This window comes from Pinirhizobacter sp. (assembly GCF_036499745.1).
Lineage (GTDB): Bacteria > Pseudomonadota > Gammaproteobacteria > Xanthomonadales > Rhodanobacteraceae > Pinirhizobacter.
Genome location: NZ_DASYDG010000033.1, coordinates 56,653 through 80,397, shown reverse-complemented (window position 1 = coordinate 80,397; position 23,745 = coordinate 56,653). Strand labels below are relative to the sequence as shown.

At 62.3% G+C, this 23,745-nt stretch carries 15 protein-coding genes; 9 read left to right on the top strand and 6 right to left on the bottom strand.

Translation table 11 applies throughout. The annotated features are described in order from the left end of the window. Positions 1–226: 226 nt before the first annotated feature. Genes VGM61_RS13045 through VGM61_RS13035 form a run of 3 tightly spaced genes read right to left on the bottom strand, consistent with a single transcriptional unit; the run spans position 227 to position 6,039 of the window. Positions 227–1,642 (bottom strand): efflux transporter outer membrane subunit, encoded by a 1,416-nt coding sequence (locus VGM61_RS13045; RefSeq protein WP_331523265.1) that lies wholly within the window; start codon positions 1,640–1,642, stop codon positions 227–229. Beyond that, the gene (locus tag VGM61_RS13040) at positions 1,642–4,836 is read right to left on the bottom strand and encodes a multidrug efflux RND transporter permease subunit (RefSeq protein WP_331523264.1); all 3,195 of its coding nucleotides are present in this window, start codon (positions 4,834–4,836) and stop codon (positions 1,642–1,644) included. The genes VGM61_RS13045 and VGM61_RS13040 overlap by 1 nt, the downstream gene beginning before the upstream one ends. 9 nt (positions 4,837–4,845) lie before the next feature. Beyond that, complete coding sequence (locus VGM61_RS13035) at positions 4,846–6,039, bottom strand: efflux RND transporter periplasmic adaptor subunit (RefSeq protein WP_331523263.1); 1,194 nt, start codon at positions 6,037–6,039, stop codon at positions 4,846–4,848. Between the two features lie 132 nt (positions 6,040–6,171). On the opposite strand from VGM61_RS13035, the gene VGM61_RS13030 reads away from it, so the two are divergent. The 3 genes from VGM61_RS13030 to VGM61_RS13020 are packed head-to-tail and all read left to right on the top strand — an operon-like array spanning position 6,172 to position 10,443. After that, positions 6,172–7,197: a LysR family transcriptional regulator gene (locus VGM61_RS13030; protein ID WP_331523262.1), complete on the top strand. Its 1,026-nt coding sequence runs from the start codon at positions 6,172–6,174 to the stop codon at positions 7,195–7,197. 3 nt (positions 7,198–7,200) lie between these two features. Next, on the top strand, positions 7,201–9,258 hold the full coding sequence (locus VGM61_RS13025) for a beta-L-arabinofuranosidase domain-containing protein (protein WP_331523261.1): 2,058 nt from the start codon (positions 7,201–7,203) through the stop codon (positions 9,256–9,258). A 45-nt stretch (positions 9,259–9,303) separates the two neighbouring features. Beyond that, positions 9,304–10,443: a serine hydrolase gene (locus VGM61_RS13020; protein ID WP_331523260.1), complete on the top strand. Its 1,140-nt coding sequence runs from the start codon at positions 9,304–9,306 to the stop codon at positions 10,441–10,443. Here VGM61_RS13020 and VGM61_RS13015 read toward each other — a convergent pair. Together VGM61_RS13015 and VGM61_RS13010 are read right to left on the bottom strand one after the other, a co-directional pair. Further along, complete coding sequence (locus tag VGM61_RS13015) at positions 10,397–11,959, bottom strand: winged helix-turn-helix domain-containing protein (RefSeq protein ID WP_331523259.1); 1,563 nt, start codon at positions 11,957–11,959, stop codon at positions 10,397–10,399. The genes VGM61_RS13020 and VGM61_RS13015 overlap by 47 nt on opposite strands. Beyond that, positions 11,959–12,753 carry an undecaprenyl-diphosphate phosphatase gene (locus VGM61_RS13010; protein ID WP_331523258.1) on the bottom strand — a complete coding sequence of 265 codons (795 nt, stop codon included), beginning with the start codon at positions 12,751–12,753 and terminating at the stop codon, positions 11,959–11,961. The genes VGM61_RS13015 and VGM61_RS13010 overlap by 1 nt, the downstream gene beginning before the upstream one ends. Positions 12,754–12,983: 230 nt before the next feature. Between VGM61_RS13010 and glnA the strand changes: the two genes are divergently transcribed. Continuing rightward, entirely contained in the window at positions 12,984–14,396 is a 1,413-nt protein-coding gene (gene glnA / locus VGM61_RS13005; protein WP_331523257.1) for a type I glutamate--ammonia ligase, read from the top strand. Between the two features lie 114 nt (positions 14,397–14,510). Here the strand turns inward: glnA and VGM61_RS13000 are convergent, their stop codons facing one another. Continuing rightward, a complete protein-coding gene (locus VGM61_RS13000) occupies positions 14,511–15,011 on the bottom strand; it encodes a hypothetical protein (RefSeq protein ID WP_331523256.1) in 501 nt (166 codons plus the stop codon). A 344-nt stretch (positions 15,012–15,355) separates the two neighbouring features. Between VGM61_RS13000 and VGM61_RS12995 the strand changes: the two genes are divergently transcribed. From VGM61_RS12995 to VGM61_RS12975, 5 genes are all read left to right on the top strand, one after another. Beyond that, on the top strand, positions 15,356–18,133 hold the full coding sequence (locus tag VGM61_RS12995) for a type I restriction-modification enzyme R subunit C-terminal domain-containing protein (RefSeq protein WP_331523255.1): 2,778 nt from the start codon (positions 15,356–15,358) through the stop codon (positions 18,131–18,133). After that, positions 18,130–19,668, top strand: a complete 1,539-nt coding sequence (locus VGM61_RS12990; RefSeq protein ID WP_331523254.1) for a restriction endonuclease subunit S — start codon at positions 18,130–18,132, stop codon at positions 19,666–19,668. The genes VGM61_RS12995 and VGM61_RS12990 overlap by 4 nt, the downstream gene beginning before the upstream one ends. After that, positions 19,665–20,705: a virulence RhuM family protein gene (locus tag VGM61_RS12985; RefSeq protein ID WP_331523253.1), complete on the top strand. Its 1,041-nt coding sequence runs from the start codon at positions 19,665–19,667 to the stop codon at positions 20,703–20,705. The genes VGM61_RS12990 and VGM61_RS12985 overlap by 4 nt, the downstream gene beginning before the upstream one ends. 2 nt (positions 20,706–20,707) lie before the next feature. Continuing rightward, a complete protein-coding gene (locus VGM61_RS12980) occupies positions 20,708–22,183 on the top strand; it encodes a class I SAM-dependent DNA methyltransferase (RefSeq protein ID WP_331523252.1) in 1,476 nt (491 codons plus the stop codon). Between the two features lie 211 nt (positions 22,184–22,394). Continuing rightward, positions 22,395–23,732 (top strand): hypothetical protein, encoded by a 1,338-nt coding sequence (locus tag VGM61_RS12975; protein WP_331523251.1) that lies wholly within the window; start codon positions 22,395–22,397, stop codon positions 23,730–23,732. The last annotated feature ends 13 nt before the right edge of the window (positions 23,733–23,745 follow it).

The window sequence follows — 23,745 nt, the reverse complement described above, 5'->3', positions numbered from 1 at the left end:
CGCATGGAGCGATGCTGGTCGGTATCTGAAGGGAGCAATGGAAAATGAGCCAGTCGGACGGCGAGGAACGCGGCGAGCCAGCAAGGGCGTCCGATAACGAGTTCCAGCGATTACCCACCAACGAGCGCGTCGCTGTCGTCTGAGCCATCAAGGTATGTTCGGTGCGTCTGGGCTTCGCTTGTAGCGGCGCCGGGATCTCCCGTGCGCCGCGGTATTCCGCCACGCTTTAGCGCGTGGCGACGTTTTCGTTGCCGGCCCAACCGCCACCCAACGCCTTGTAGATCTGTACCGCACGCGTATTGATCGCCGCCTCGCCTTCAGCCAGCTGGTCTTCCGCCGCCAGTTGCGTGCGTTGCGCGTCGAGAAGTTCCAGGAAACTCGTCGAACCTTCCTTGTAGCGGATCTGCGCCAGGTCCGCGGCGCGGCGGCTCTGGTTGGCCTGTTCGATCAGGCTGCCGACCCGCTCGTGCTGGTGGTTGTAGCTCACCAGCGCATTGTCGACATCCTCGATGGCCTGCAGCACCGTACGCTGGTACGTGGCGCGGGCTTCGTCGGCCCTGGCCTCGCTGGCCTTGACGCCCGAACGCACCTTCTCCACGTTCAATCCCGACCAGCTGATACTGGGCGCGATCGACCATGCACGGCTGTCCGCGCCGCCGAAGTCGTTGCTGCGGCCGGCGAGGAAACCGACGAAACCGCCCAGCGAGATGTGCGGGAAGTACTCGGCCTTCGCCACGCCGATGCGCGCGTTGGCGGCAGCCAGGTTGCGCTCGGCAATGCGTACATCGGGGCGGCGGCGCAGCACGTCGTCGGCGGCGCCGATGGGCAGTGCCGTATCGATGGGGTGGAAGCTGGAAGGCGAAAGGTCCACGCCCAGTTCGCCCGGACGCTCGCCCAGCAACACGGCGATGCGTGCCTGTGAAGCGAACGCACTGGCCTCCAGCGAGGGCAGGGCGGCTTCGGTCGCCGCCAGGCGTGCCTTCGCGCTGGCCACGTCCTGCTCCGATCCGGAGCCGATCTGCTCACGGGCGGAGGTAAGCCGCACCGTCTCGCGCTGGTTGTCGATGTTGCGATGGGCAACATCGATGCGCAGCTGCGTGCCACGCAGCTCGAAGTAGTTGCGCGCCACTTCGGCGAACAGGGTGACCTGTGCATCCTGCAACGAGGCTTCGCCTGCACCTACATCCGCACGTGCTGCTTCCACCTGACGCCGGATGCCGCCGAAGAGGTCCAGCTCCCATGAGGCGTCGAAGCCTGCCTGGTAGCTGGTGATGGTGGTGCGCTGGTCGGTAAAGCCCGGCTGCTGTTCCCTGGCACGGGAATAGGACGCACCGGTTTCGATATCGGGAATCTGGGCCGACTTCGCCGTGCCCAGGTATGCCCGCGCTTCACGCAGCCGCGCCTGTGCAATGGCAAGGTCGGGCGCATTCTTTGCCGCCTGGGTGATCAACGCATCCAGCGTGGTATCGCCGAACTGTGACCACCATTGGGCGGGTACCGGCTCAGGCGCCTGGGCGTGGGCATCGGCGCCGATCAAGGCCACCGGTTTTTCAACCGGTGCCTTGTAGTCGGGACCGACGCTGGCGCAGCCGGCGGCGAGCAGGGCGGCGAAGATCGCCGTATAACGGAACGGAGTAGGCATCAGTGTTCTCCAGCGCCCTGCGCTTCTAGCGCGGCGTGTTCGCGGCGCAGGCGCCGGCGCTCGGCAGAGCGCTCGGTCCAGCCACGGATGATGGTGTAGAACAACGGGGTGTACAGCAGCCCGAAGAAGGTGACACCGAGCATGCCGGCGAACACCGCCACGCCCATGGCATGGCGCATCTCGGCACCGGCACCGTGGGACGTCACCAGCGGCACCACGCCCATGATGAAGGCGAAGGATGTCATCAGGATCGGACGCAGGCGTAGCCGGGCGGCTTCCAGCACCGCGTCACGGCGCGACAGTCCACGCTCCTGTGCATCCTTGGCGAACTCCACGATCAGGATGGCGTTCTTGCACGCAAGCCCCACCAGTACGATCAAGCCGATCTGAGTGAAGATGTTGTTGTCGCCACCTGTAAGGAACACACCGGAAATGGCGGACAGCAGCACCATCGGCACGATCAGGATCACCGCCAGCGGAAGCGACAGGCTTTCGTACAGGGATGCGAGCACCAGGAACACCAGCAGCACGCACAGCGGGAACACCACGACGGACGTGTTGCCGGCCAGGATCTGCTGGTAGGTCAGTTCGGTCCATTCGAACGACATGCCGTTGGGCAGGTTGTCCTTCGCCAGCTTCTCCATCGCGTCCTGGGCCTGGCCGGTAGAGAACCCGGGGGCCGCGCCGCCGTTGATCTCGGCGGTGGGATAGCCGTTGTAGTGCTGCACGCGGTCGGGACCCACGCCCTGCCTGACGGTGACGAACGAGCCCAGCGGCACGGCCTCACCGGCTGCATTGCGGGTCTTCAGGCGCAGGATGTCACTTGGCTCGTGGCGGTACGACGGATCCGCCGACACGTTCACCTGATAGGTGCGGCCGAAGCGGTTGAAGTCGTTGACGTACAGCGAACCCAGGTACGACTGCATGGTCTCGAATACATCGCCCAGGTCCACGCCCTCGGCCTTGGCCTTTTCGCGATCGACATCCGCATCCACCTGCGGCACCGATACCTGGTAGCTGGAGAACAATCCTGCCAGGGCGGGTGTCTTGTGGCTGGCGCCGATCAGTCCCTGGGTTTGCTTGTACAGCTCTTCGAAGCCGAGGTCGCCACGGTCTTCCACCTGCATACGGAAGCCACCGATGGTGCCCAGGCCATTCACGGGCGGCGGCGGGAAGATCGCGATGTAAGCGTCCTGCATCGCCGAATACTTCTGGGTGAGCGCTGCCGTAATGGCGCCGGCCGACAGGCTCGGATCGCGGCGCTCGTCGAAGGGCTTCAGGGTGACGAAGACGATGCCGGAGTTGGTGCTGTTGGTGAAGCCATTGATCGACAGGCCGGGGAAGGCCACGGCGCTTTCCACGCCAGGCTGCTTCAGAGCCACGTCGCTCATGCGGCGGATCACGCCTTCGGTCCGGTCCAGCGAAGCGGCATCGGGCAGCTGCGCGAACGACACCAGGTATTGCTTGTCCTGCGGCGGCACGAAGCCGGTGGGCACATGGGCAAAGCCTGCGAAGGCCAGCACCACCAGGCCTGCGTAAAGCACCAGCGCCGCCGAGCCCTTGCCCAGCACGCGCTTGACGCCGCCCACGTAACCATTGGAGGCGCGCACGAACATGCGGTTGAACGGACGGAACAGCCAGCCCAGGCCGCGTTCGAGCAGGATGGAGAGCTTGTCCTTCTTCGCGTCGTGGCCCTTGAGCAGGAGCGCCGAAAGCGCCGGGCTAAGGGTGAGCGAGTTGAAGGCCGAGATCACCGTGGAGATGGCGATGGTGAGGGCGAACTGGCGGTAGAACTGGCCCGTCAGGCCGCTGATGAACGCCGCCGGGATGAACACCGCACACAGCACCAGCGCCGTGGCCACGATGGGCCCGGTCACTTCCTTCATCGCCGCGCGCGTGGCCTCCAGTGGTGGCTGGCCCAGTTCGATATGTCGCTCGACGTTCTCCACCACCACGATGGCGTCGTCCACCACGATACCGATGGCCAGTACCAGGCCGAACAGGGAAAGTGCGTTCAGCGAGAAGCCTGCGATATACATCACCGCGAAGGTGCCGATCAACGACACCGGCCCGGCGATCAGCGGGATCACCGAGGCGCGCCATGTCTGCAGGAACAGGATCACCACCAGCACCACCAGGGCGATGGCTTCGAACAGGGTATGCACCACCGCGTCGATGGAGCCGCGCACGAATACAGTAGGGTCGTAGACGATCTTGTAATCCATCCCTTGCGGGAAGTCCTTCTTCAGTACGGCCATCTCGGCACGGACCTGGTCGGAAATGTTGATCGCGTTGGAACCGGGGCGCTGGAACACCGGCACCGCCACGGCTTCCTTGTTGTTCAGAAGGCTGCGCAGCGCGTAGCTGTTGGAACCCAGTTCCACCTTGCCGATATCACGCAGGTGCGTCACCGACCCCTGGGCGTCACTGCGCACCACGATGTCGAGGAACTGGTCTTCGGTGGTCAGGCGGCCCTGGGTGTTGATGTTCACCTGGAAGGCATTGTTGTTCGGGCCGGGCGGGGCATTGAGCGCACCGGCGGCCACCTGCACGTTCTGCTCGCGGATGGCCTTGATCACGTCACCGGTGGTCATGTTGCGCGCGGCGAGCTTGTCCGGGTCCAGCCACACGCGCATGGAATATTCACCGGCACCGAAGATCTGCACGTCGCCCACGCCATCCAGGCGTGCCAGCTGGTCCTTCACGTGCAGGCGCGCGTAGTTGGACAGGTACAGCATGTCGTAGCGGTTATCGGGCGAGATCAGATGCACGACCATGGTCAGGTCGGGCGAGCTCTTCTGCGTGGTCACGCCAAGGCGCTGCACTTCTTCGGGCAGGCGCGGCAGGGCCTGTGACACGCGGTTCTGCACCTGCACCTGGGCATCGTTCAGATTGGTGCCCAGGGCGAAGGTCACTGTCAGGGTCATCTGGCCATCGCTGGTGCTCTGCGACGACGTGTACAGCATGTTTTCCACACCAACGATCTGGGTTTCCAGCGGCGTGGCGACGGTTTCGGCGATCACCTTGGGATTCGCGCCGGGATAGCTGGCCTTGACCACCACGGTAGGCGGCACGACCTCGGGGTATTCGCTGATCGGCAGCTTGAACAGCGAGATGCCGCCCGCGATGACGATAAGCACGGAGAGGACGCCCGCCAGGATTGGGCGGTCGACGAAGAACTGGGCGATTTTCATGTCTTTGCCTTAGCGGCCGGCATCCGCGATCGACGGGGATTTCGTCGTACGGTTGGCAACCTGCGGATCGGTGTCACTGCGACGGGAGTCCATCGCTACGGTCTTGGGCGTCACTTCCACGCCGGGGCGCACGTGCTGAAGGCCGGATACCACAACGCTGTCGGCGGCGGTCAGGCCATCGTCGACCACGCGCAGGCCGTCCACCAGCGGACCGGTCTCCACGCGGCGGTACTCGATCTTGCGATCCTTACCCACCACGTAGACGAACTTGTTGCCAAGGTCGGTACCCACGGCGCGGTCGTCGATCAGCGCGCGCGGATGGTTGCCGGCGGTACGAAGCTGGATGCGGGCGTACAGTCCCGGCGTGTACGAGTTATCGGCGTTGTCGAACACCGCGCGCAGGCGGATGGTGCCGGTGCCTGTGCGCAGCTGGTTGTCGACGAAGTCGATATGGCCCGCATGCGGGTAGCCTTGCTCGTCGGCCAGGCCCATGGATACGTCCGGTGCATGGCCACGCTCACGTCGCAAGCGGTCGAGCTTGAGGTAAGCCTGTTCATCCACGTCGAAGTAGGCGTACACCGGGTTCACGCTTACCACCGTGGTCAGCACGTCGCTCGGCGTCACCAGGTTGCCCGCGGTGATCAACGCGTTCGATACGCGGCCGTCGATCGGCGCACGCACCTCGGTGAACTCGCGGTTCAAGCGTGCGGACGCCAGGGCCGCGGTGGTGGCCGCCACCTGCGACTGCGCCGTCACGGCCGCGGTCTGCTGACGGTCGGCTTCTTCCTTCGATACGGCTTTTTGTTCCAGCAGGCGACCGGCACGCGAGGCATTGGCCTGGGCTAGCGATAGTTCCGAGCTGGCCTGGGCAAGGGTGGCTGCCAGGCGATCGACTTCGGCCTGGTAGGGTCGGGGGTCGATACGAAAGAGCAGCTGGCCTTTCTTGACCAGCGCCCCCTCGGTGAATTCAACGGAATCCACGTAACCGCTGACCCGCGGGCGCAGCGCAATGGTGTCCACCGCCTGCAGCCGGCCGGTAAAGGCGACGGCGTCGTCCACCGGGCGCACCAGTACCTGGGCGACGGTGACTTCAGGCGCCGGCATGGCGGCCGCGGCCTGGATGGGTGCCGGGCGCCCTAACCAGAAAGCCGATGCTGCCACCACCGCGGCTGCCGCCGTGGCGAATATGATCTTTGTCTTCATCTAACAAGCCCCAATGTTCGGGTCCGGAGAAATACCGGACCGGTCAGGTTAGTAACTGGGTCTTGCTCCGGTGGATAAAAGTCGGCGTAGAATCATTTGTCCTGTGACCAGCAGTCATCAATAGGTGGCACGATGGAAGACTTCTCGGCAATTACCGCCTTCGTGCGGGTAGTGGAATCAAAGGGCTTCTCCGCCGCGGCACCGAAACTGGGCATGACCCCGTCCGGGGTCAGCCGGGCCATCGCCCGGCTGGAAGAAACGCTGGGCGCCCGGCTGTTCTTCAGGTCTACCCGGGCCCTGCGTTTAACCGACGATGGCAGCGCGTTCTATGAACGTTGCAAGCAGATCCTGCTGGATCTGGCCGAAGCCACCGAGGCCCTGGGGGAATCCCGCTCGTGTCCGTCGGGCAAGCTTCGGGTGGGTGTGGCGGTGTCGATCGGGCGCGCGGTATTGATGCAGAACCTGGCCGATTTCGAGGAGAAATACCCCGCGATCCGCCTGGATCTGTCCATGTGCGATTACCCCTACGACTTGAATGAAGAAGGCATCGATTGCGCGATCCGCATCGGCGACCTGCCCGATTCCAACCTGATCGCGCGCAAGCTCGGCTACCTGCGCAACGTGCTGTTTGCTTCGCCGGCCTACCTGGCAAAGCACGGGCGGCCCACCAGCATCGAAGACCTGCAGAACCATCGCCTGGTCCGCCATATCTCCCCGAGCACCGGAAAGCCCACGGCCTGGTGCCTGGAAACCAGCGAAGGCCGGATCGAGGTGGACTACGAGCCGCACATGCTGATCAACGATGGTGAATCGGTGATCCAGGCCGCGGTGAACGACCTGGGGATCATCTACGCCCCGCACTGCATGGCCGCCTGCATGGTGGCCAAGGGCATGCTGGAAGTGGTGCTGCCGGAGCTGGTGTGCACCGGCTCGCCGGTGTGGATCGTCTACCCGCAGAAGCGCCACCTGTCAGCGCGCGTGCAGGCCTTCATCGGATGGGTGGATGCGTTGTTCTCGCGCACGAATGAGCCTTCCTGCGCGGTGTCCTTTGCCAAGGACCCGCCGTCTGCCTACGCCACGGAACTTGCCGCGGCCGATGCAGCCACGGGACGAAACATACAAGTGACCGAGGACGAGCCCGACATGGCGGCTGCCTGAGGCATGGTCGATACGGACGTACGTAACGGCCGGCGCGCCTTCATCCGCGCCGCGGGCGCCGCCGTCGCGGCTCCCGCCCTCAGCTTCGGTGGCGTTGCTTTCGCGGCTCCCGCATCCGGCGACAGCCACAGCGCGGGCGATGCCGATGCATCGTTCCGCCAGGTAGTGTTTCCGCCATCGCCCCTGGCGCGGCAACCCTTCCAGCTGTTGCCTACGGGCGCGATCAAGCCCACCGGCTGGCTGCGCCGCCAGTTGCAGATACAGGCCGACGGCCTGGGCGGACATCTGGATGAGACCTGGCCGGATGTCGGCCCTGACAGCGGATGGCTGGGTGGCAAGGGTGAGTCGTGGGAGCGCGGACCTTACTTTCTAGACGGCCTGCTGCCATTGGCCTGGCAGCTGGACTCTGAACCGCTGAAGGCGAAGGCCCGCCGCTTCATTGACTTCACGCTCGACCATCCCTGGCCCGATGGCATGTTCGGCCCACACGGCAACGACGACTGGTGGCCGCGCATGGTGATGCTCAAAGTGCTCACCCAGTTCCACGAGCTCACCGGCGATCCGCGCGTTATTCCTTTAATGACGAATTACTTCGTTCACCAGCTGCAGGCGCTGCCCGCGCGTCCGCTGCGCGACTGGGGCCGCATGCGCTGGCAGGACGAGCTGGTATCGGTAGTGTGGCTTTACAGCCGTACGCACGATCCCCGCCTGCTGGAACTGGCGAAGCTGCTGCAGGCCCAGGGCTACGACTGGCAGGGCATGTTTGCCAACTTCCCCTTCAAGACGAAGGTGGATCCCGAGGCCATCAAGAAAGAAGCCCATGGCGGCGATGCCTTCATGGAAGACATCGGGCTGCAGGTGCATGGCGTGAACAACGCCCAGGCGTTGAAGGCCTCGCCGGTGTGGTCGCAGGTATCGGGCAAGAGCGCCGACCGTGAGGCAGTGAATCACCAGCTGGCCATGCTCGACCAATATCACGGCTTGCCCAACGGCATGTTCTCGGCCGATGAACACCTGGCCGGACGCAGCCCGTCGCAGGGCGTGGAGCTTTGCGCCGTGGTGGAGGCGATGTACTCGCTGGAGCTGGCCCTGGCCATTACCGGCGATGCGGCCATCGGCGATCGCCTGGAGCGGATCGCCTTCAATGCCTTGCCGGGCACGTTCACCGACGACATGTGGGCGCACCAGTACGACCAGCAGCCCAATCAGGTGGAATCGAGCCTGCACCGCCGGCCCTGGACCACCAATGGTCCGGAAGCGAACCTGTTCGGCCTGGATCCGCATTTCGGTTGCTGCACGGCCAACTTCCACCAGGGCTGGCCCAAGTTCACCGCCAGCCTGTGGATGGCCACGGCCGACGGCGGGTTGGCCGCTGCCGCCTACGCCCCGTGTGAGGTTTCGACCACGGTCCGCGGGATTCCGCTGAGGCTCGAGCAAGCCACGGACTACCCCTTCCGACAGCAGGTGAGGATCACCCTTCATCCAGAATCGCCGGTGGCCTTCCCACTGCGACTGCGCATGCCCGGCTGGTCGCCGCATACCGCGATCAAGGTGAACGGCAAGCCCGTGGCCGCCGGTGCGCCCGGCAGCTTCGCCACGATTGAGCGTAGCTGGAAGGCCGCCGATACGGTCGAGCTCGCCTTCGACGCTCGCCCGATCGCCGAGGCGGGTTTCAATGGCTCACACAGTTTCACCTTCGGCGCCCTGGTCTTTTCCCTGCCCATCAAAGAGAACTGGGTGCTTTGGCGCAAGCGAGGCCTCACCGCCGACTGGCAGGTCTACCCGGGCTCGCGCTGGAACTACGGCGTATCGACGGGCGCCGGGGTGGTTGCCAGCGAGCACGCGCTGCCCGTCTCGCCTTTTGCGGGCCCACCGCCGCTTACCCTGGCCGTCGAAGGCCGGCCGGTACCGGGATGGAAGGTCGAGGAGGGCGCGGCCGATCCGGTACCGGCCCAGCCGAAGGCCGCCATCGACGAGCCGGCTACCACGCTTACCCTGGTGCCCTACGCCGTGGCAAAGCTGCGGATCACTTCGTTTCCGGTGATTGCCGCGCCTTCATAATTCTTCACTTGCCGTTTCAGGCACTTCATTCGGCGGCGTGGCCTGATGGCCGAAGCGGCAGTGGGCCGCACGCCGATGGAGCTTGAAGTGATGAAGTCGTTTGCCCTGGTCTTTTCTTCCGTCGCCGCCCTCGCCCTTGCGTCGGCCGCGCATGCGTCGCCGCCAGCGCAGCGCCTGGACCCGGCCCGCATTGCGGCGGTGGAGCCGAAGATCGCCGACAACACGTTCAAGGACATCACCAGCCTGCTGGTGGTCCAGGACGGCCGCACCGTGTACGAGCACTACTTCAACAGCAATACCGCCGACACTCTGAACGACATCCGCTCAGCTTCAAAGAGCGTGACCGCCCTGCTGATGGGCGCAGCGATCGACCGCGGCCTGGTGAAGGGCGTGGATGCGAAGGTGTACGACTTCTTTCCCGACTACCACGAGGTGGACCCGCGCAAGCGCGCCATCACCGTCGAAGACCTCATGACGATGAGCTCGATCTGGGAATGTGACGACGACAACCAGTTCTCCACCGGCAATGAGGAGCGGATGTATGTGAGCGAACGCTGGCTCACGTTCGCGCTTTCGCTGCCGGTGAAGGGATTCGCGCCGTGGATGACAAAGCCTTCGGATAGTCCTTACGGGCGTTCGTTTTCATACTGCACCGCTGGCGCGTTCACCGTCGGTGCCGTCATCGAACGCGCCACGCACAGGCCGCTATCGGCCTTCGCCGCTGACGTTCTTGAAAAGCCGTTGGGCATCAACCACGTGCAATGGAATGTTTCTGCCGAGGGCATCGGCATGGGTGGCGGTGGTACCCGCTACACCGCGCGTGACCTGGCGAAGCTCGGCCAGCTCGCGCTGGATGATGGCCGCTGGCAGGGTCGGCAGGTGATATCGGCGGCATTCATCCATTCGATGCTCACGCCGCACGCCAAGGCCAGGGAGGATGCCGAGTACGGCTATTTCTGGTGGCGTTTCCACTTCAAGACAGCCGGCCGCGAGGTCGTGGCCTGGGCCATGTCGGGTAATGGCGGCAATTATGTGTTCGTGGTGCCCGAACTGCGTCTGGTGACGGTGCTTACCAGCCATGCCTATAACCAGCGCTACGCACACCCGCAATCGCAGAAAATCTTCAGCGACTACGTGCTCAGTGCGACGGGGGCGGCAGGTCCGGCGGCCGCCAGCTCGCATTGAGTACTTCGGCGCGCTGGCGGGCGACATCGGCGGCGATGCGATCCAGGGCGTGGGCAAAACCGGGATCGCCCGCCAGCTTGATAAACAGCGGGGAGACCTGAAGATAGGCCTGGTCACGGTAGCCGGCGTCGATCGCGCGATTGATCGCCGCCACTGCCGGCGCCTTGCGGTCACGTGACAATTCAAGGATCGCCAGTTCCAGATACTGCGATGGCCACGGCGTACTGCCCACCAGCTGGTGGTCGAATTCGTCGACGCGTTCGGCGGTCCACGCCGGATCGACGCCGCCCGGGCCATAGATCCCCAGCAGCGTGGTCGGAAGGCTCATCAGGGGTCGCAGGCGCGCCGCATGCTGGAAGGCAGCTTCCGCGGTGGCGCGGTCGCCGCGTTGCAGGGCCAGTTCGCCGGACAGCATGTCCAGGTCCACGTGCGGGGTGTTGCGTTCCTGCGCCACGGCCAGCGCCGACGCTGCCTGCGTGAAACGACCCTGCAGGAACAGCGAGCGCGGCCAGGCCAGATTGGAGAACACATTGTCGGGATAAAGCCGGAAGCTGCGTTCCAGGCGCATCTGCGCGTTGGCGGTGAACCCGAGCAATTCCAGTTCGCGGCCGATCTGCACCTCGCGAAAGCGTACCTTGCTGCCGTCGCCGTGCATCGAGAGGTTCTCATGCAGGGCTTGCGCCAGCATGCCCTTCTCCTGGTGCAGATAGGCCAGGGAGGCACGCGTGGCATCGTCGGCGGGATCCAGTTGCACGGCGTGCGCATAGGCGGACATCGCCTCGTCGATGCGGCCGGCGCAATCCTGTGCATAACCCTTCGCCGACCACGCGGCGGCACGGGCAGGGTCGATGGCAAGCAGGCGGTTGGCCAGCTCCAGGCCGCGTTCGACGTCATCGCGGTCGCCATTGTAAAGGCAGGCGCGGGCGCTCATTGCGCGACTGAGGCCCAGCATGGCGTCGCGGTCCAGCGGCGCCTGGTTCAGCGCATCGGTATACAGCTCGATCGCGCGTTCGTTGTTGTCGTGCTGCCCGATCGCGGCATAGTACGAGGCACGTACCAACAAGGGGCTGCGTGGATCGGGCGGCGGCGTACGGTCGACCCTGTGCAGCCACAGGTAAGCCGCGCAGGCAGCCGCAAACGCGCCGGCAACACCCACCGCCACCCACCAGGGCCATCGCCGCGGTGGTGGCGCGGGCAAGTCTTCACCCTCGATCCTCGGCATCGCCGCCAGCTGGTAGCCGCGTCCGCGCACCGATCGTATATAGCGCGGCTGCCGCCCTTCATCGCCCAGCGCCTGCCGTAGCAGCTTGATGCGCTGGGTCACGGTTTCCTCGCCCACCACCGCCGGCGCCCATACCTGGTCGATCAGCTCATCGAAGCCGACCACCCGATCACCCTGCGTCAGCAGGAAGGCCAGCAAGCGGAAGCTCAACCCCGACACGGGAAGGACATCCTCGCCGCGCGTAACGCGCTGGCGTTCGGTGTCGATGCCCAGATCGAGCAGGCGGTACTGCATCAGCCGCCGACTTTCAGGAAGACCAGCAGGCCCACGCCCAGCACGATGCGGTAGATCGCGAATGGCGTGAAGCGATGGCTGCGGATGTAGCCCAGCAGCCACTTCACGGCGATAAAGGCGACCACCGCGGACACCACGAAGGCCACGCCGAGCGAGGTCCAGTCCTCATGGATGCCGTTGCCGTGGTGGAGTGTCTTGTAAAGCTCATAGGCGCTGGCAGCGTACATGGTGGGGATACCCACCAGGAACGAGAACTCCGTGGCCGCCGCGCGATTGGTGGTGCCGGCCATCATCGCGCCGAAGATCGTTGCCATCGATCGCGACGTGCCGGGGAGCAGCCCCGCCACCATCTGCAGCAGGCCCACCACGATGGCGGTGCGCCACGTGATCTCCGTACGGTCGACGCTGCGCTCGGCCAGTTTCTCAGCCGCCAGCATCCACAGGCCGCCGATCACCAGCGCCCAGGCGATCGGTCCCAATGTCTCGGGCAGCTTGAAGCCCATCTTCACCGCGATGAAGCCCAGTACGGCTGTGATCAGGAAGGCCACGGCGAGCTTGGCCAGGTAATCGCGGTTGGCCGGATCGCGCCATTGCGAGACAAGTTCCCACACACGCCGCCAGTAGATGAAGGTAACCGCCAGGATCGCGCCGGCCTGGATCACCACGTTGAAGGTGTCCGACCGTTCGCCCAGCCACCGCTCGGCGATGAGCAGGTGACCGGTGCTGGAGATGGGGAGGAATTCGGTAATGCCCTCGATGATGCCGAGCAGGATGGAGTTGAGGAGGTCGCCCACGAAACATTCCGGCAGGTAAGGGAGCGGCCTAGCTTAAGGCCTATGCGCTGCAAAGGGTTTCGCCCTGCACCGCCGCGCGACATACTGGGGAGGCACGCATTTGCAATGCCCCATGGTGGTGCAATCGCTGTGCAACGTCGCCGTCAAGTCATTGATGTATATCAAGCTTGGCTTGGCACATCCATTGCTATGGACGATCCATTCACCCACTAAACCCGAGGTTTCGCCCCATGTCCTCCGTTGAAAACGTGCTTGACCTGATGCAGGAGCACGATGTCGAGTTCGTCGACTTCCGCTTCGTCGATGTGCTGGGCAAGCAGCATCACACGACCTTCCCGGCCCATGCGGTGGACGCGGAAACCTTCGAGGACGGCAAGATGTTCGACGGCTCGTCGATCGCCGGCTGGAAGGGCATCAACGAATCGGACATGGTGCTGATGCCAGATCCTGATACGGCCTACCTGGATCCGTTCTCCCAGCACACGCAGCTGGTCATCCATTGCGACGTGCTCGAGCCCAGCACGATGCAGGCCTACGGCCGCGACCCGCGTTCGATCGCCAAGCGCGGCGAGGCCTACCTCAAGAGCACCGGCATCGCCGACACCGCGTTCTTCGGTCCGGAGCCTGAGTTCTTCATCTTCGATTCGGTCCGCTGGCAGAACGACATGGGCCGCGTGTTCTACGAAATCGGCTCTGAAGAAGCCGCGTGGAGCTCGCGTTACAAGTACGAAGGCAACAACACCGGCCACCGTCCCGGCGTGAAGGGCGGCTATTTCCCGGTGAGCCCGGTGGACACCCTGGGCGACCTGCGCGCCGATATGTGCAAGGTGCTCGAGTCGCTGGGCCAGGTGGTGGAAGTGCACCACCACGAAGTGGCCAATGCCGGCCAGTGCGAGATCGGCGTGAAGTTCAATACGCTGGTGAAGAAGGCGGATGAACTCATCACGCTGAAGTACGTGGTCAAGAACGTCGCCCACCAGAACGGCAAGACGGTTACCTTCATGCCCAAGCCCATCGTGGGTGACAACGGCTCGGGCATGCACGTGCACCAGTCGCTGTCCAAGGGCGGCGAGAACCTCTTCGCCGGCGACCTCTACGGCGGCCTGTCGCAGACGGCGCTGTGGTACATCGGCGGCATCTTCAAGCACGCCCGCGCCATCAACGCCTTCGCCAATTCCTCCACCAACAGCTACAAGCGCCTGGTGCCGGGCTTCGAAGCCCCGGTGATGCTGGCGTACTCGGCCCGCAACCGCTCGGCCAGCTGCCGCATCCCGTATGTGTCGAACCCAAAGGGCCGCCGCATCGAGCTGCGCTTCCCCGATCCCGTGCAGTCGGGCTACCTCACCTTCACCGCGCTGATGATGGCGGGGCTGGACGGCATCATCAACAAGATCGACCCGGGCGCGCCGTCGGACAAGGATCTTTACGACCTGCCGCCGGAAGAAGAGAAGAACATCCCGCAGGTATGCTCGAGCCTGGACGCGGCCCTTGAGGCGCTGGACAAGGATCGTGACTTCCTGAAGGCCGGTGGCGTGTTCACCGACGACTTCATCGACAGCTACATCGCGCTGAAGATGCAGGAAGTGACCCGTTACCGCGCCAGCACGCATCCGCTGGAGTTCCAGATGTATTACGCGATCTGATGGTTGCTCGCGGTAGTTGAGTTCCGCCTGATGTAAAGCCCTGCTGGTGCCGAGATCTCATTGATCGCCGGCGGGGCTTTTTTATCGAGGCTTGCTATCTGTGAACGCGACCCGTTAGAAAGTTAGGTTTATTCCCAATTTTCCGAGAAGGCGACGGAGCTGTTCAAGCGACGTGGCGTAATTCTTATGAACCTCAAAATAGAGATCCCGGTACTTGAGCTCAGAGAAGAAGTTCTTACCACTGGGGTGAACCGGTGTCTTGGAGAAGAGATAGCGTCGCGAGCTGGTTTTGTACGGTGCTATCGCCAGAAGCTTCGACCAATAGCCACTATCGAAAAGGAAGGCGGCTACTTTCTCAATAAGGTCAGGGACAGTATCTGCATCGATGGCAGTCCCATCGAGCATGATGGTTACGCCGCGCTCCCTGGGTGCACGACCCACTAGCTTCATCGAATGAGCGCTATTAGCCTTACCGTTAGAAGAATTGCCTAGGGCAAGGATTTCTTGTACGACAAGGCGTCGAATCACATCGCTAGGCTCCCGATCAACGAAGGGGCGTGCCAATGTGGCAAGTTGCGCATAAACATCGTCGGGCAGCGATACGGTTTTTGTCATTGCGTTCTCATAACGTATAAATCGTATATTGCAGTTCCAATTTATACGTTATAAGCCTGCATGTCAACGACGGGCCGTTATTACAGCGCAATACCACGCAAGTAGTTGACTTGCATGCGAATATCTTGAGCAAGTGCCTTCCGAGAGACTCCGTGACATCTTCGCCTTGGAGATCTTCTGGGACGGCGTTCCGCTATGTGCGTAAATTAGGCCCCAACTGGCAAGGGGGCTCCAATGGCAAAGATAAGGATGGTTCGCGGCGAGAGCGGGAGTGCTTCCGAGGTGGCTCCAAATCAATGCGTCGCCGCCCACGGTTGGCTGGCAGGGGCCACTAGGCCCGAAGCATGACGCCCGAGGCCAAGGCCCGCCTCCTGATCGATCAGAAGCTGGAAACAGCGGGCTGGCTTGTCCAGGACATCAAGGAACTAAACCTGGGCGCCGCCCAGGGCGTGGCCGTGCGCGAGTTCCCGACCGACACCGGGCCTGCAGATTACGTTCTCTACGTTGATCGCAACCCCGTGGGAGTTATCGAAGCCAAGCGCGACGAGGCCGGCGAGAACCTGAGCGTCCATGAAACCCAGACGGAACGCTATGCCGGTGCTTCGCTGAAATGGCACAAGGGCGGATTGCCGCTGCGCTTTCTCTACGAGAGCACCGGTCAGATCCTTTTCTTTACCGATGGCGCAGACCCAGTGCCACGATCCCGCGAACTGTTTTACTTCTTTCAGCCCCAGACTCTAGCGGATTGGGCCGCACTGCCAGAAACACTGCGCCGTCGGTTGACCCAGATGCCGCCCCTTCCGGAGCGGAACTTGCGTGACTGCCAGGTCAGTGCCGTCACCGGCCTGGAGAAATCGCTGGCTATGAACAAACCCCGCGCACTGGTCCATATGGCCACGGGCGCGGGTAAGACGTTCACCGCCATCACGTCTGTATACCGTCTACTCAAGTTCGGCGGAGCCAAGCGCATTCTTTTCTTGGTCGACACTAGAAACCTTGGCAAGCAGGCGCATCAGGAGTTCATGGCCTACACGCCGCCGGATGACGGCCGGAAGTTCACTGAGCTCTACAACGTGCAGCGACTGTCCTCCAGCAACATCGATCCTCATGGGCAGGTTTGCATCAGCACCATCCAGCGCATGTACTCCATCCTCTCCGGCGAGCCGATCGACGAATCGGCCGAGGACATATCTACCGCGGAATTAGGGGCGTTGGACAAACAGGCCAAGCTGGTCCGTTACAACCCGTCAGTGCCGATTGAGACCTTCGACTTCATCATCATCGATGAGTGCCATCGGAGCATTTACAACCTATGGAAGCAGGTGCTGGACTACTTCGATGCTTTCCTGATTGGCCTCACTGCCACCCCAGACAAGCGTACCTACGGTTTCTTCAACGAAAATGTGGTTGCTGAGTACAGCTACGAACAGTCGGTGGTTGACGGCGTCAACGTGGGCTATGACGTCTACGAGATCGAAACTGAGATCACCCGCGCCGGTGCCGAGCTGAAGGCCAAAGAATGGATCGATCACCGCGACCGTCAGACTCGCAAGAAGCGCTGGGCTCAGACCGAGGAAGACACGACCTACAGCAGAACTGACCTCGATCGATCGGTGGTCAACCCCAGCCAGATCCGCCAGGTGATACAAGCGATGAAAACGGCGGTGGAAACTCGCATTTATCCTAATCGCGCTGAAGTGCCCAAGACCCTTATCTTCGCCAAAACCGACAGCCACGCGGATGACATTATTCGCACCGTGCGTGAGGTCTACGATGAAGGCAATGCATTCTGCAAGAAGGTGACCTACAAGGCCGAGGAAGACCCGGACAGCATCCTGTCCAACTTTCGCAACGAGTACCACCCGCGTATCGCCGTCACGGTCGACATGATTGCTACCGGTACAGATGTGAAGCCACTGGAAGTGCTGCTGTTCATGCGCGATGTGCGCAGTAAGGGCTATTACGAGCAGATGAAAGGCCGCGGCGTGCGAAGCCTTGATGCGGAATCGTTGAAGAAGGTCAGCAGTAGCGCCGACAGCGCTAAGACACACTTCGTTTTGATCGACGCCGTCGGGGTGGAAAAATCGCTGAAAACCGAAAGCCGACCCTTGGAAAAAATGCCTGCCGTCTCGCTGAACAATCTGCTCAAGGGTGTTGCGATTGGTAGCCGCGATGACGACACGGTACTCACGCTCGGCAACCGTCTGGTGCGATTGGCCAAGCAGCTAGACGATAAGGCTTTGACCCGGATCAAACAGGTTGCAGATGGCCGCAGCCTCAATGATCTCGCGCGTAACCTGATTATAGCGCTGGATCCCGATCGGATCGTGGCCGATGCGCTGGATACCGCCAATGCCGCCGGCATCACGTCCAGCGAGGACGTCCTCGCGGCCGACGAATTGGACGCCGCACGTCGTCGCCGAGTTGCCGCGGCTTGTCAACCGTTCGACGATCCCAAGCTGCGCGATCTGATCGACTCCGCCCGCCGCGAGCACGAACAGCTCATCGATCACATCAACATTGACCAAGTGGTCTCGACCGGATTCAGCGCACAGGCAGAGGCGCAGGCCACGGCCACCATTCAGGTATTCGCCGATTATTTGCGCGTACACCGCGACGAGATCACCGCGCTGGATTTCTTCTACCAGCAGCCCTACCGGCGTCGGCTGCTCACCTTCGCCATGATTGAGGATCTGCACGACGTACTGTCTCGGCCACCGCTGATGCTCACCACTGAGCGGCTGTGGTCGGCCTACGCACGTGTCCAGGCCGGCAAGGTCAAAGGCGCCGAAATCCGCCGCCAGCTCACCGACCTGATCGCACTCGTGCGCTTCGCATTGGGCCTCGACGAAGAACTACGCCCGTTCGCTGACAGTGTCGACAAGCGTTTCCAGGAGTGGATATTCCGCCATAATGCGCAGCGCGCCACGGCGTTTACTCTGGAACAAACCGAGTGGCTACGTTTGATGAAGGATCACGTCGCATCTAGTTGTTCGATCAGTCGCGAAGATTTCGACTATGCGCAGCTAGCCGACAAGGGTGGACTGCAGAAAGTATGGCAAGTATTTGGCGAGCAGTTCGATGAACTGCTGACAGAAATGAACGAGGAGTTAGTCGCTTGATTTCGAAGCACGACCGGTCTGCTGAGTTGATTGCACCGGGCTACGCACTGACCACGCTCGCCGAGGTCGTTGAGGGCCATGTTGCGCAAACTGGGCCGACTAGGGCTTTTGTCTATCTGGACATCGGCAGCATTGACCGTGAGGCAAAAGCCTTGCGCGAACAGAGGCTCCTCGAGCTCGACGAGGCTCCTAGCCGAGCTAGGCAGATCGTTGCTCCCGGCGACGTATTGGTGTCGATGACGCGACCAAACTTGAACGCAGTGGCAATGGTCCCTTGCTCGGAATCGCAACTCGTTGCTTCAACCGGATTTCATGTTCTGCGTACACGTTGGGTCGAGCCGAAGTTCCTTTACTACCTCGTTCAGACGGACCACTTCATCGACACAATGTCGAGCCTTGTTCAAGGGGCGCTTTATCCAGCAGTTCGTCCTAGAGACATCTCCAACTACAAATTCATGTTGCCGCCTAAGAGCGAGCAATACCGAATCGTCAAGAAGCTCGAAGAGCTGTTCTCCGACCTCGATGCTGGCGTGACTGAGTTGAAGGTGTTGCAGCGTAAGCTTGAGCAGTATCGCCAATCACTACTGAAGGCGGCGATGGAAGGCGCACTGACCGCCGACTGGCGTATGGCCCGCATCGCGAACAGAAGACCGAGGGAAATCGGCACCGACCTGCTGCAAAGCATTCTCACCGATCGTCGCGCACACTGGGAGGCAAAACAACTTGCTAAGTTTATTGAACAAGGCAAGACTCCTCCGGGAGATTGGCGGAATAAATACCCTGAGCCGATATCTCTCGACACCACCGACTTTTCCGAGCTTCCAGAAGGATGGGTATGGGCCACCCTGTCCCAAATCGGATGGCTTGACCGCGGTCGTTCCAAGCATCGGCCAAGAAACGCCCCGCATTTGTACGGCGGCCCTTACCCCTTTGTGCAAACTGGGGACATTCGGGATTCGGACACCTTCGTTCGCAAAGCATCCATCACCTATAGCGAGGCCGGGCTCGCGCAAAGTCGGTTGTGGCCAACGAAGACCCTCTGTATAACGATCGCCGCAAACATCGGTAAGACGGCATTGCTTGCGGTGGAGGCCTGCTTTCCCGATAGCGTCGTAGGCTTTCTTCCAGCGAGTGATGCAGTGTCGGTGGAATACGTCGAGTACTACATCCGCACAGCGCAGCAGAAGCTAGAGGATGAGGCTCCCGCAACGGCCCAGAAAAACATAAATCTCGAGATCCTTGAGCGTCTTCCGGTACCAATTCCGCCGATGCACGAGCAACTCCTGCTGGTCGAAAGACTGTCAGATTCGCTATCCAGTGTCCGTGATCAAGACGAGGCCGCAGCGCTTGGAATCAGGCAGGCTTCCGCCCAACGTAAGAACATCCTAAGGGCCGCCTTCGCCGGTCAACTAGTGCCACAGGAACCAAGTGACGAACCTGCCAGCGTACTGCTGGATCGGATCCGCGGAGCGCGTGTCGCGGTCGCCGAGAAACCAAAAACAAAGAATGCTCGCCAGAAGAAGGAGCGCGCATGAACGAGAGCAATGGCGAACTGATCCTCTACCGCACTGAGGACGGACGAACCGACGTCCACCTACGCGCCGCCGGCGGCACGGTCTGGCTCACCCAGGGTGAGATGACCGACCTCTTCGACACCACCAAGCAGAACGTGAGCCTGCACATCCGCAACATTCTCGAAGAGGGCGAGTTGTCAACAGAGGCAACTGTCAAGGATTCCTTGACAGTTCAAATCGAGGGTAGCCGGCGCGTTAGTCGACCTGTTCAGCTTTATCGGTTGGACATGATCCTGGCGGTCGGTTTCCGCGTGCGCTCTCCACGTGGCAGCCAGTTTCGGCGCTGGGCGGGCTCCACGCTTGCCGAATATTTGGTTAAGGGCTTCGTGCTGAACGACCAGCGCTTGAAGGATGCCGAGCGCGCCGACTACTTCGATGAATTGCTGCGCCGCATACGCGATATCCGTAGTTCGGAAAAGCGCTTCTACCAAAGGTTACGTGACCTATTCAAAACCAGTAGCAGCGACTACGACGGCACTGTGCCCACGGCCAAAACCTTCTTCGCCACCATCCAAAACAAACTAGTGTTTGCGGTTACCGGCCGAACCGCTGCAGAGCTGATCGTGGAGCGTGCAAATCCTGACGCAGCCAACATGGCGTTGACTACCTGGGCCGGAGATCAAGTCCGCAAGTCCGATGCAGTTATATCCAAAAATTACCTTGATGACGAAGAACTCGACCAGCTCGATCGGTTGGTCACCATGTTCCTGGATTTTGCCGAGGACCGCGCGATGCGACGCATCGAGACCCGCATGATCGACTGGGTCGCGCAAACAGATCGTTTCCTCAGCTTTAACGAACGCTCATTGCTCATCGGTTCCGGGCGGATCTCGCGGGAACGGATGGAAGCCACTATCGGCGAGCGCTACGCCGACTTTGATGGCCGTCGCCGCGCCATCGAGTTGCAGGCCTCCGAGCACGAGGCCGACGAAGAATTGACTCAGTTGCAGGCGCAAGCCACACGGCTGACATCCTCCAAGAATATGGGCAAGCCATAACGATGAACAGCACCGCCCTTGTCCAGAAAATCTGGAACTTCTGTCACACCCTTCGCGATGACGGCGTCGGCTATGGCGACTATCTAGAACAGCTGACCTACCTGCTGTTCCTGAAGATGGCGCACGAGTATTCGCTGCCCCCTTATAACCGCGAGACCCACGTTCCCAAGAGCTGCGATTGGGCGAGCCTGCGACGCAAGGTCGGCGAGCCGTTGGAAGCGCACTATCTGAAAGTGTTGCACCGGCTGGGCGAGGAACCTGGCATGCTCGGCGCGATCTTCTTCAAGGCTCAGAACAAGATTCAAGACCCGGCTAAACTCGCGCGGCTGGTGCAAATGATCGATGCCGAAGACTGGATCAGCCTCGATGCCGACACCAAGGGCGATCTGTACGAAGGCCTGCTGCATAAGAACGCCGAGGACACCAAGAGCGGTGCCGGCCAATACTTTACTCCGCGCGTACTGATCCAGGCCATGGTCGAGTGCGTGCAGCCGGAACCGATGAAGACCATTGCCGACCCGGCCTGCGGCACCGGCGGTTTCTTTCTCGGTGCCTACGAATGGCTCACGCGGCCCGGGAGTCAACTCGACAAAAGAAAGAAGGAGTTCTTACGCCACAAAGCGTTCTTCGGAAACGAGATTGTCGCCGCGACTCGTCGCTTGTGCCTGATGAATCTATTTCTGCACAACGTCGGCGACCTCGATGGCGAGCCGACGGTGGATCGTTCCGATGCCCTGATCTCAGAGTCGAAGCAAAAGTTCGATTACGTGCTGGCCAACCCGCCCTTCGGCAAGAAGAGCAGCATGACCATCACCAACGAGGACGGCCAGGAAGACCGCGACGCGCTGACCTATGAGCGCCAGGACTTCTGGCAGACCACCTCGAACAAGCAGCTCAACTTCCTGCAGCACATCGTGTCGATGCTCAAAACAACCGGCCAGGCGGCCGTGGTGCTTCCCGACAACGTGCTTTTCGAGGGCGGCGCTGGCGAGAAGATTCGCCGCAAGCTACTGGAAACGTGTGACGTGCATACCCTGCTGCGGCTGCCCACAGGCATTTTCTACGCGCAGGGTGTGAAGGCGAACGTACTGTTCTTCGATGCAAAACCCAAGGTTGGCAAGGTCCAGACCAAAGGCGTGTGGATCTACGACCTTCGTACGAATAAGCATTTCACCCTGAAGACGAAGACGCTGAAGGCGGAAGACCTGCAGGACTTCATCGCCTGTTACAACCCGACTAACCGGCATAAGCGCAAGGAAACCGAGCGCTTCAAGTACTTCAACTACAAGACGCTGGTAGCGCGCGATAAAGCGAGCCTGGACATCTTCTGGCTGAAGGATGACAGCCTGGACAACCTCGACGATCTGCCACCCCCAGATGTTTTGGCTCAGGAGATCATTGATCACCTGGAAGCTGCGTTGCTGTCGTTTCGCGAGGTCGCCGCCGCGCTTCCGGTATCAAGCGGATCAGCTGAGTAGGAACCTAAAGTCTCGCAGCCGCGCTCCGTTGGCCGAAGGGTGGGGGCAATTTGCCTCCCCCTTTCCCTTCGCCGAAGCGGAATAAAGCCCAAGGCTTTTACCCGGGCCGTTCATCCACCCGCACAGGTTTCCCACTCAACTAGTTGAATCCCCGGCCGATACCGGTACTATCCGGCCACGCTGACCGTGGCGAAGCAGGGGGATGGGATCGATGGGGTTGGCCAGGCGCATCGCTGGCGCGGTGTTCTTGCTTCTGTTGCTGGCACTGGGCCTGGCTGCATGGGGCCGCTTTCGCGCGCCCAGCGCTGCCGAGCGTGATGCGCTGGAACTGCTGCGCGTGGACTCCACCCCGTTGCCGGCGAAGAACGCCTGGCACGCCCTGTGGTTGCTCGATTACATCATTCCAGCAGGCGAGCGCGAGGCGGCCTATGCCCAGGACCTCGCCCAGTTGCGCGACCGCGCTGTTGCGGTACGTGCAGGCACACCCGTGCCGCCGTTCAGAAAGTGGGCCGAGAACCATTACGCCGCCCTGCCCAAGCTTACCGACGACGACCGCGCGGCGATCTGCCGTCCTGTCTCCCAGTGCCTGGCGCAGGTGCGCACCCATCCGGAGGCCACGCGCCTGGCGCTGACCCGCCATGCCGACCGTCTGGCCGCCATCGCCGGCCTGGCCGGCATGGATTACCTCTGGAACGACATGCCGCCGGTCACGGCGGCGCCCGGTCCGGATATCGGCGACGTGCAGGCGCTCTGGCTCACGGCGGCGGCTTCGGATTTCGTCGAGGGCCGGCAGCAGGAAGGCCTGGCCCAGGCCTGCACCAGCGCGCTGACCATGCGCCGCCTGCATGTGGGTGGCAACGATGCGCTCGGCTCGATGATCACGGCACGCTGGGCGATCGAAGCCGGGGGCCTGGCCATGGACATGCTGGCGCAGATGCCCGATGACGCGCCGGTGCCCGCTATCTGCGCCGCGGCGTTCGCGCCGCCGGTGGATGCCGACGTAGATTTCTGCGAGGTTTCCCGTGCCCAGTGGCGCGGCAGCTTTGGCAGCGTGGAGAATTTCCCGGTGGTGGAGCATGGCGCGGGCGGCGCCTCGTGGCTGCTCAGCCGCGACCAGACCCGCCGGCTGGCAGCACCTGCATTCGTGGCCGCATGCAAGGCCGACGTGCGGGCGGCGGAACTGGCCGATGCCCATCTGGACGATGCCATCCAGCCCCGGCCCACCCCAGATTTCATCGACCGGATCGGCAATGTCCAGGGTGTGGACCTGGCCGTGGCCGGCGTGCCGAATTTCGTGCCGTACCTGCGGCGCAACCGGGATTACGCCGCCACCTTGCGCATGTTCGGCACCGCACTGTGGCTGCGCACCCTGAAGGGCGATTACCGCACCCTTGCCGCCCGCGTGGCCGCGCGGCCGGCAAGCGTGAATCCGCCAGGTTCGCGGCCGATCAAGGCGGGCCCCGACGGCATCAGCCTGGTGATGGACCTTTATGCGCCGGTCGACGGCGAGCGTGTGACCACGGTGCCACTGCCGGTTCCTGCCTCCTGATCTTGCAATGCCC

What these genes read in the sequence shown, in the direction of transcription:
- VGM61_RS13030 (WP_331523262.1), top strand. Translation starts at nt 6,172, where the DNA reads ATGGAAGACTTCTCGGCAATTACCGCCTTCGTGCGGGTAGTGGAATCA.
- VGM61_RS12975 (WP_331523251.1), top strand. Translation starts at nt 22,395, where the DNA reads ATGGGGTTGGCCAGGCGCATCGCTGGCGCGGTGTTCTTGCTTCTGTTG.
- VGM61_RS12995 (WP_331523255.1), top strand. Translation starts at nt 15,356, where the DNA reads ATGACGCCCGAGGCCAAGGCCCGCCTCCTGATCGATCAGAAGCTGGAA.
- VGM61_RS13045 (WP_331523265.1), bottom strand. Translation starts at nt 1,642, where the DNA reads ATGCCTACTCCGTTCCGTTATACGGCGATCTTCGCCGCCCTGCTCGCC.
- VGM61_RS13025 (WP_331523261.1), top strand. Translation starts at nt 7,201, where the DNA reads ATGGTCGATACGGACGTACGTAACGGCCGGCGCGCCTTCATCCGCGCC.
- VGM61_RS13000 (WP_331523256.1), bottom strand. Translation starts at nt 15,011, where the DNA reads ATGACAAAAACCGTATCGCTGCCCGACGATGTTTATGCGCAACTTGCC.
- VGM61_RS13020 (WP_331523260.1), top strand. Translation starts at nt 9,304, where the DNA reads ATGGCCGAAGCGGCAGTGGGCCGCACGCCGATGGAGCTTGAAGTGATG.
- VGM61_RS13035 (WP_331523263.1), bottom strand. Translation starts at nt 6,039, where the DNA reads ATGAAGACAAAGATCATATTCGCCACGGCGGCAGCCGCGGTGGTGGCA.
- VGM61_RS13015 (WP_331523259.1), bottom strand. Translation starts at nt 11,959, where the DNA reads ATGCAGTACCGCCTGCTCGATCTGGGCATCGACACCGAACGCCAGCGC.
- VGM61_RS12985 (WP_331523253.1), top strand. Translation starts at nt 19,665, where the DNA reads ATGAACGAGAGCAATGGCGAACTGATCCTCTACCGCACTGAGGACGGA.
- VGM61_RS12980 (WP_331523252.1), top strand. Translation starts at nt 20,708, where the DNA reads ATGAACAGCACCGCCCTTGTCCAGAAAATCTGGAACTTCTGTCACACC.
- VGM61_RS13040 (WP_331523264.1), bottom strand. Translation starts at nt 4,836, where the DNA reads ATGAAAATCGCCCAGTTCTTCGTCGACCGCCCAATCCTGGCGGGCGTC.
- glnA (WP_331523257.1), top strand. Translation starts at nt 12,984, where the DNA reads ATGTCCTCCGTTGAAAACGTGCTTGACCTGATGCAGGAGCACGATGTC.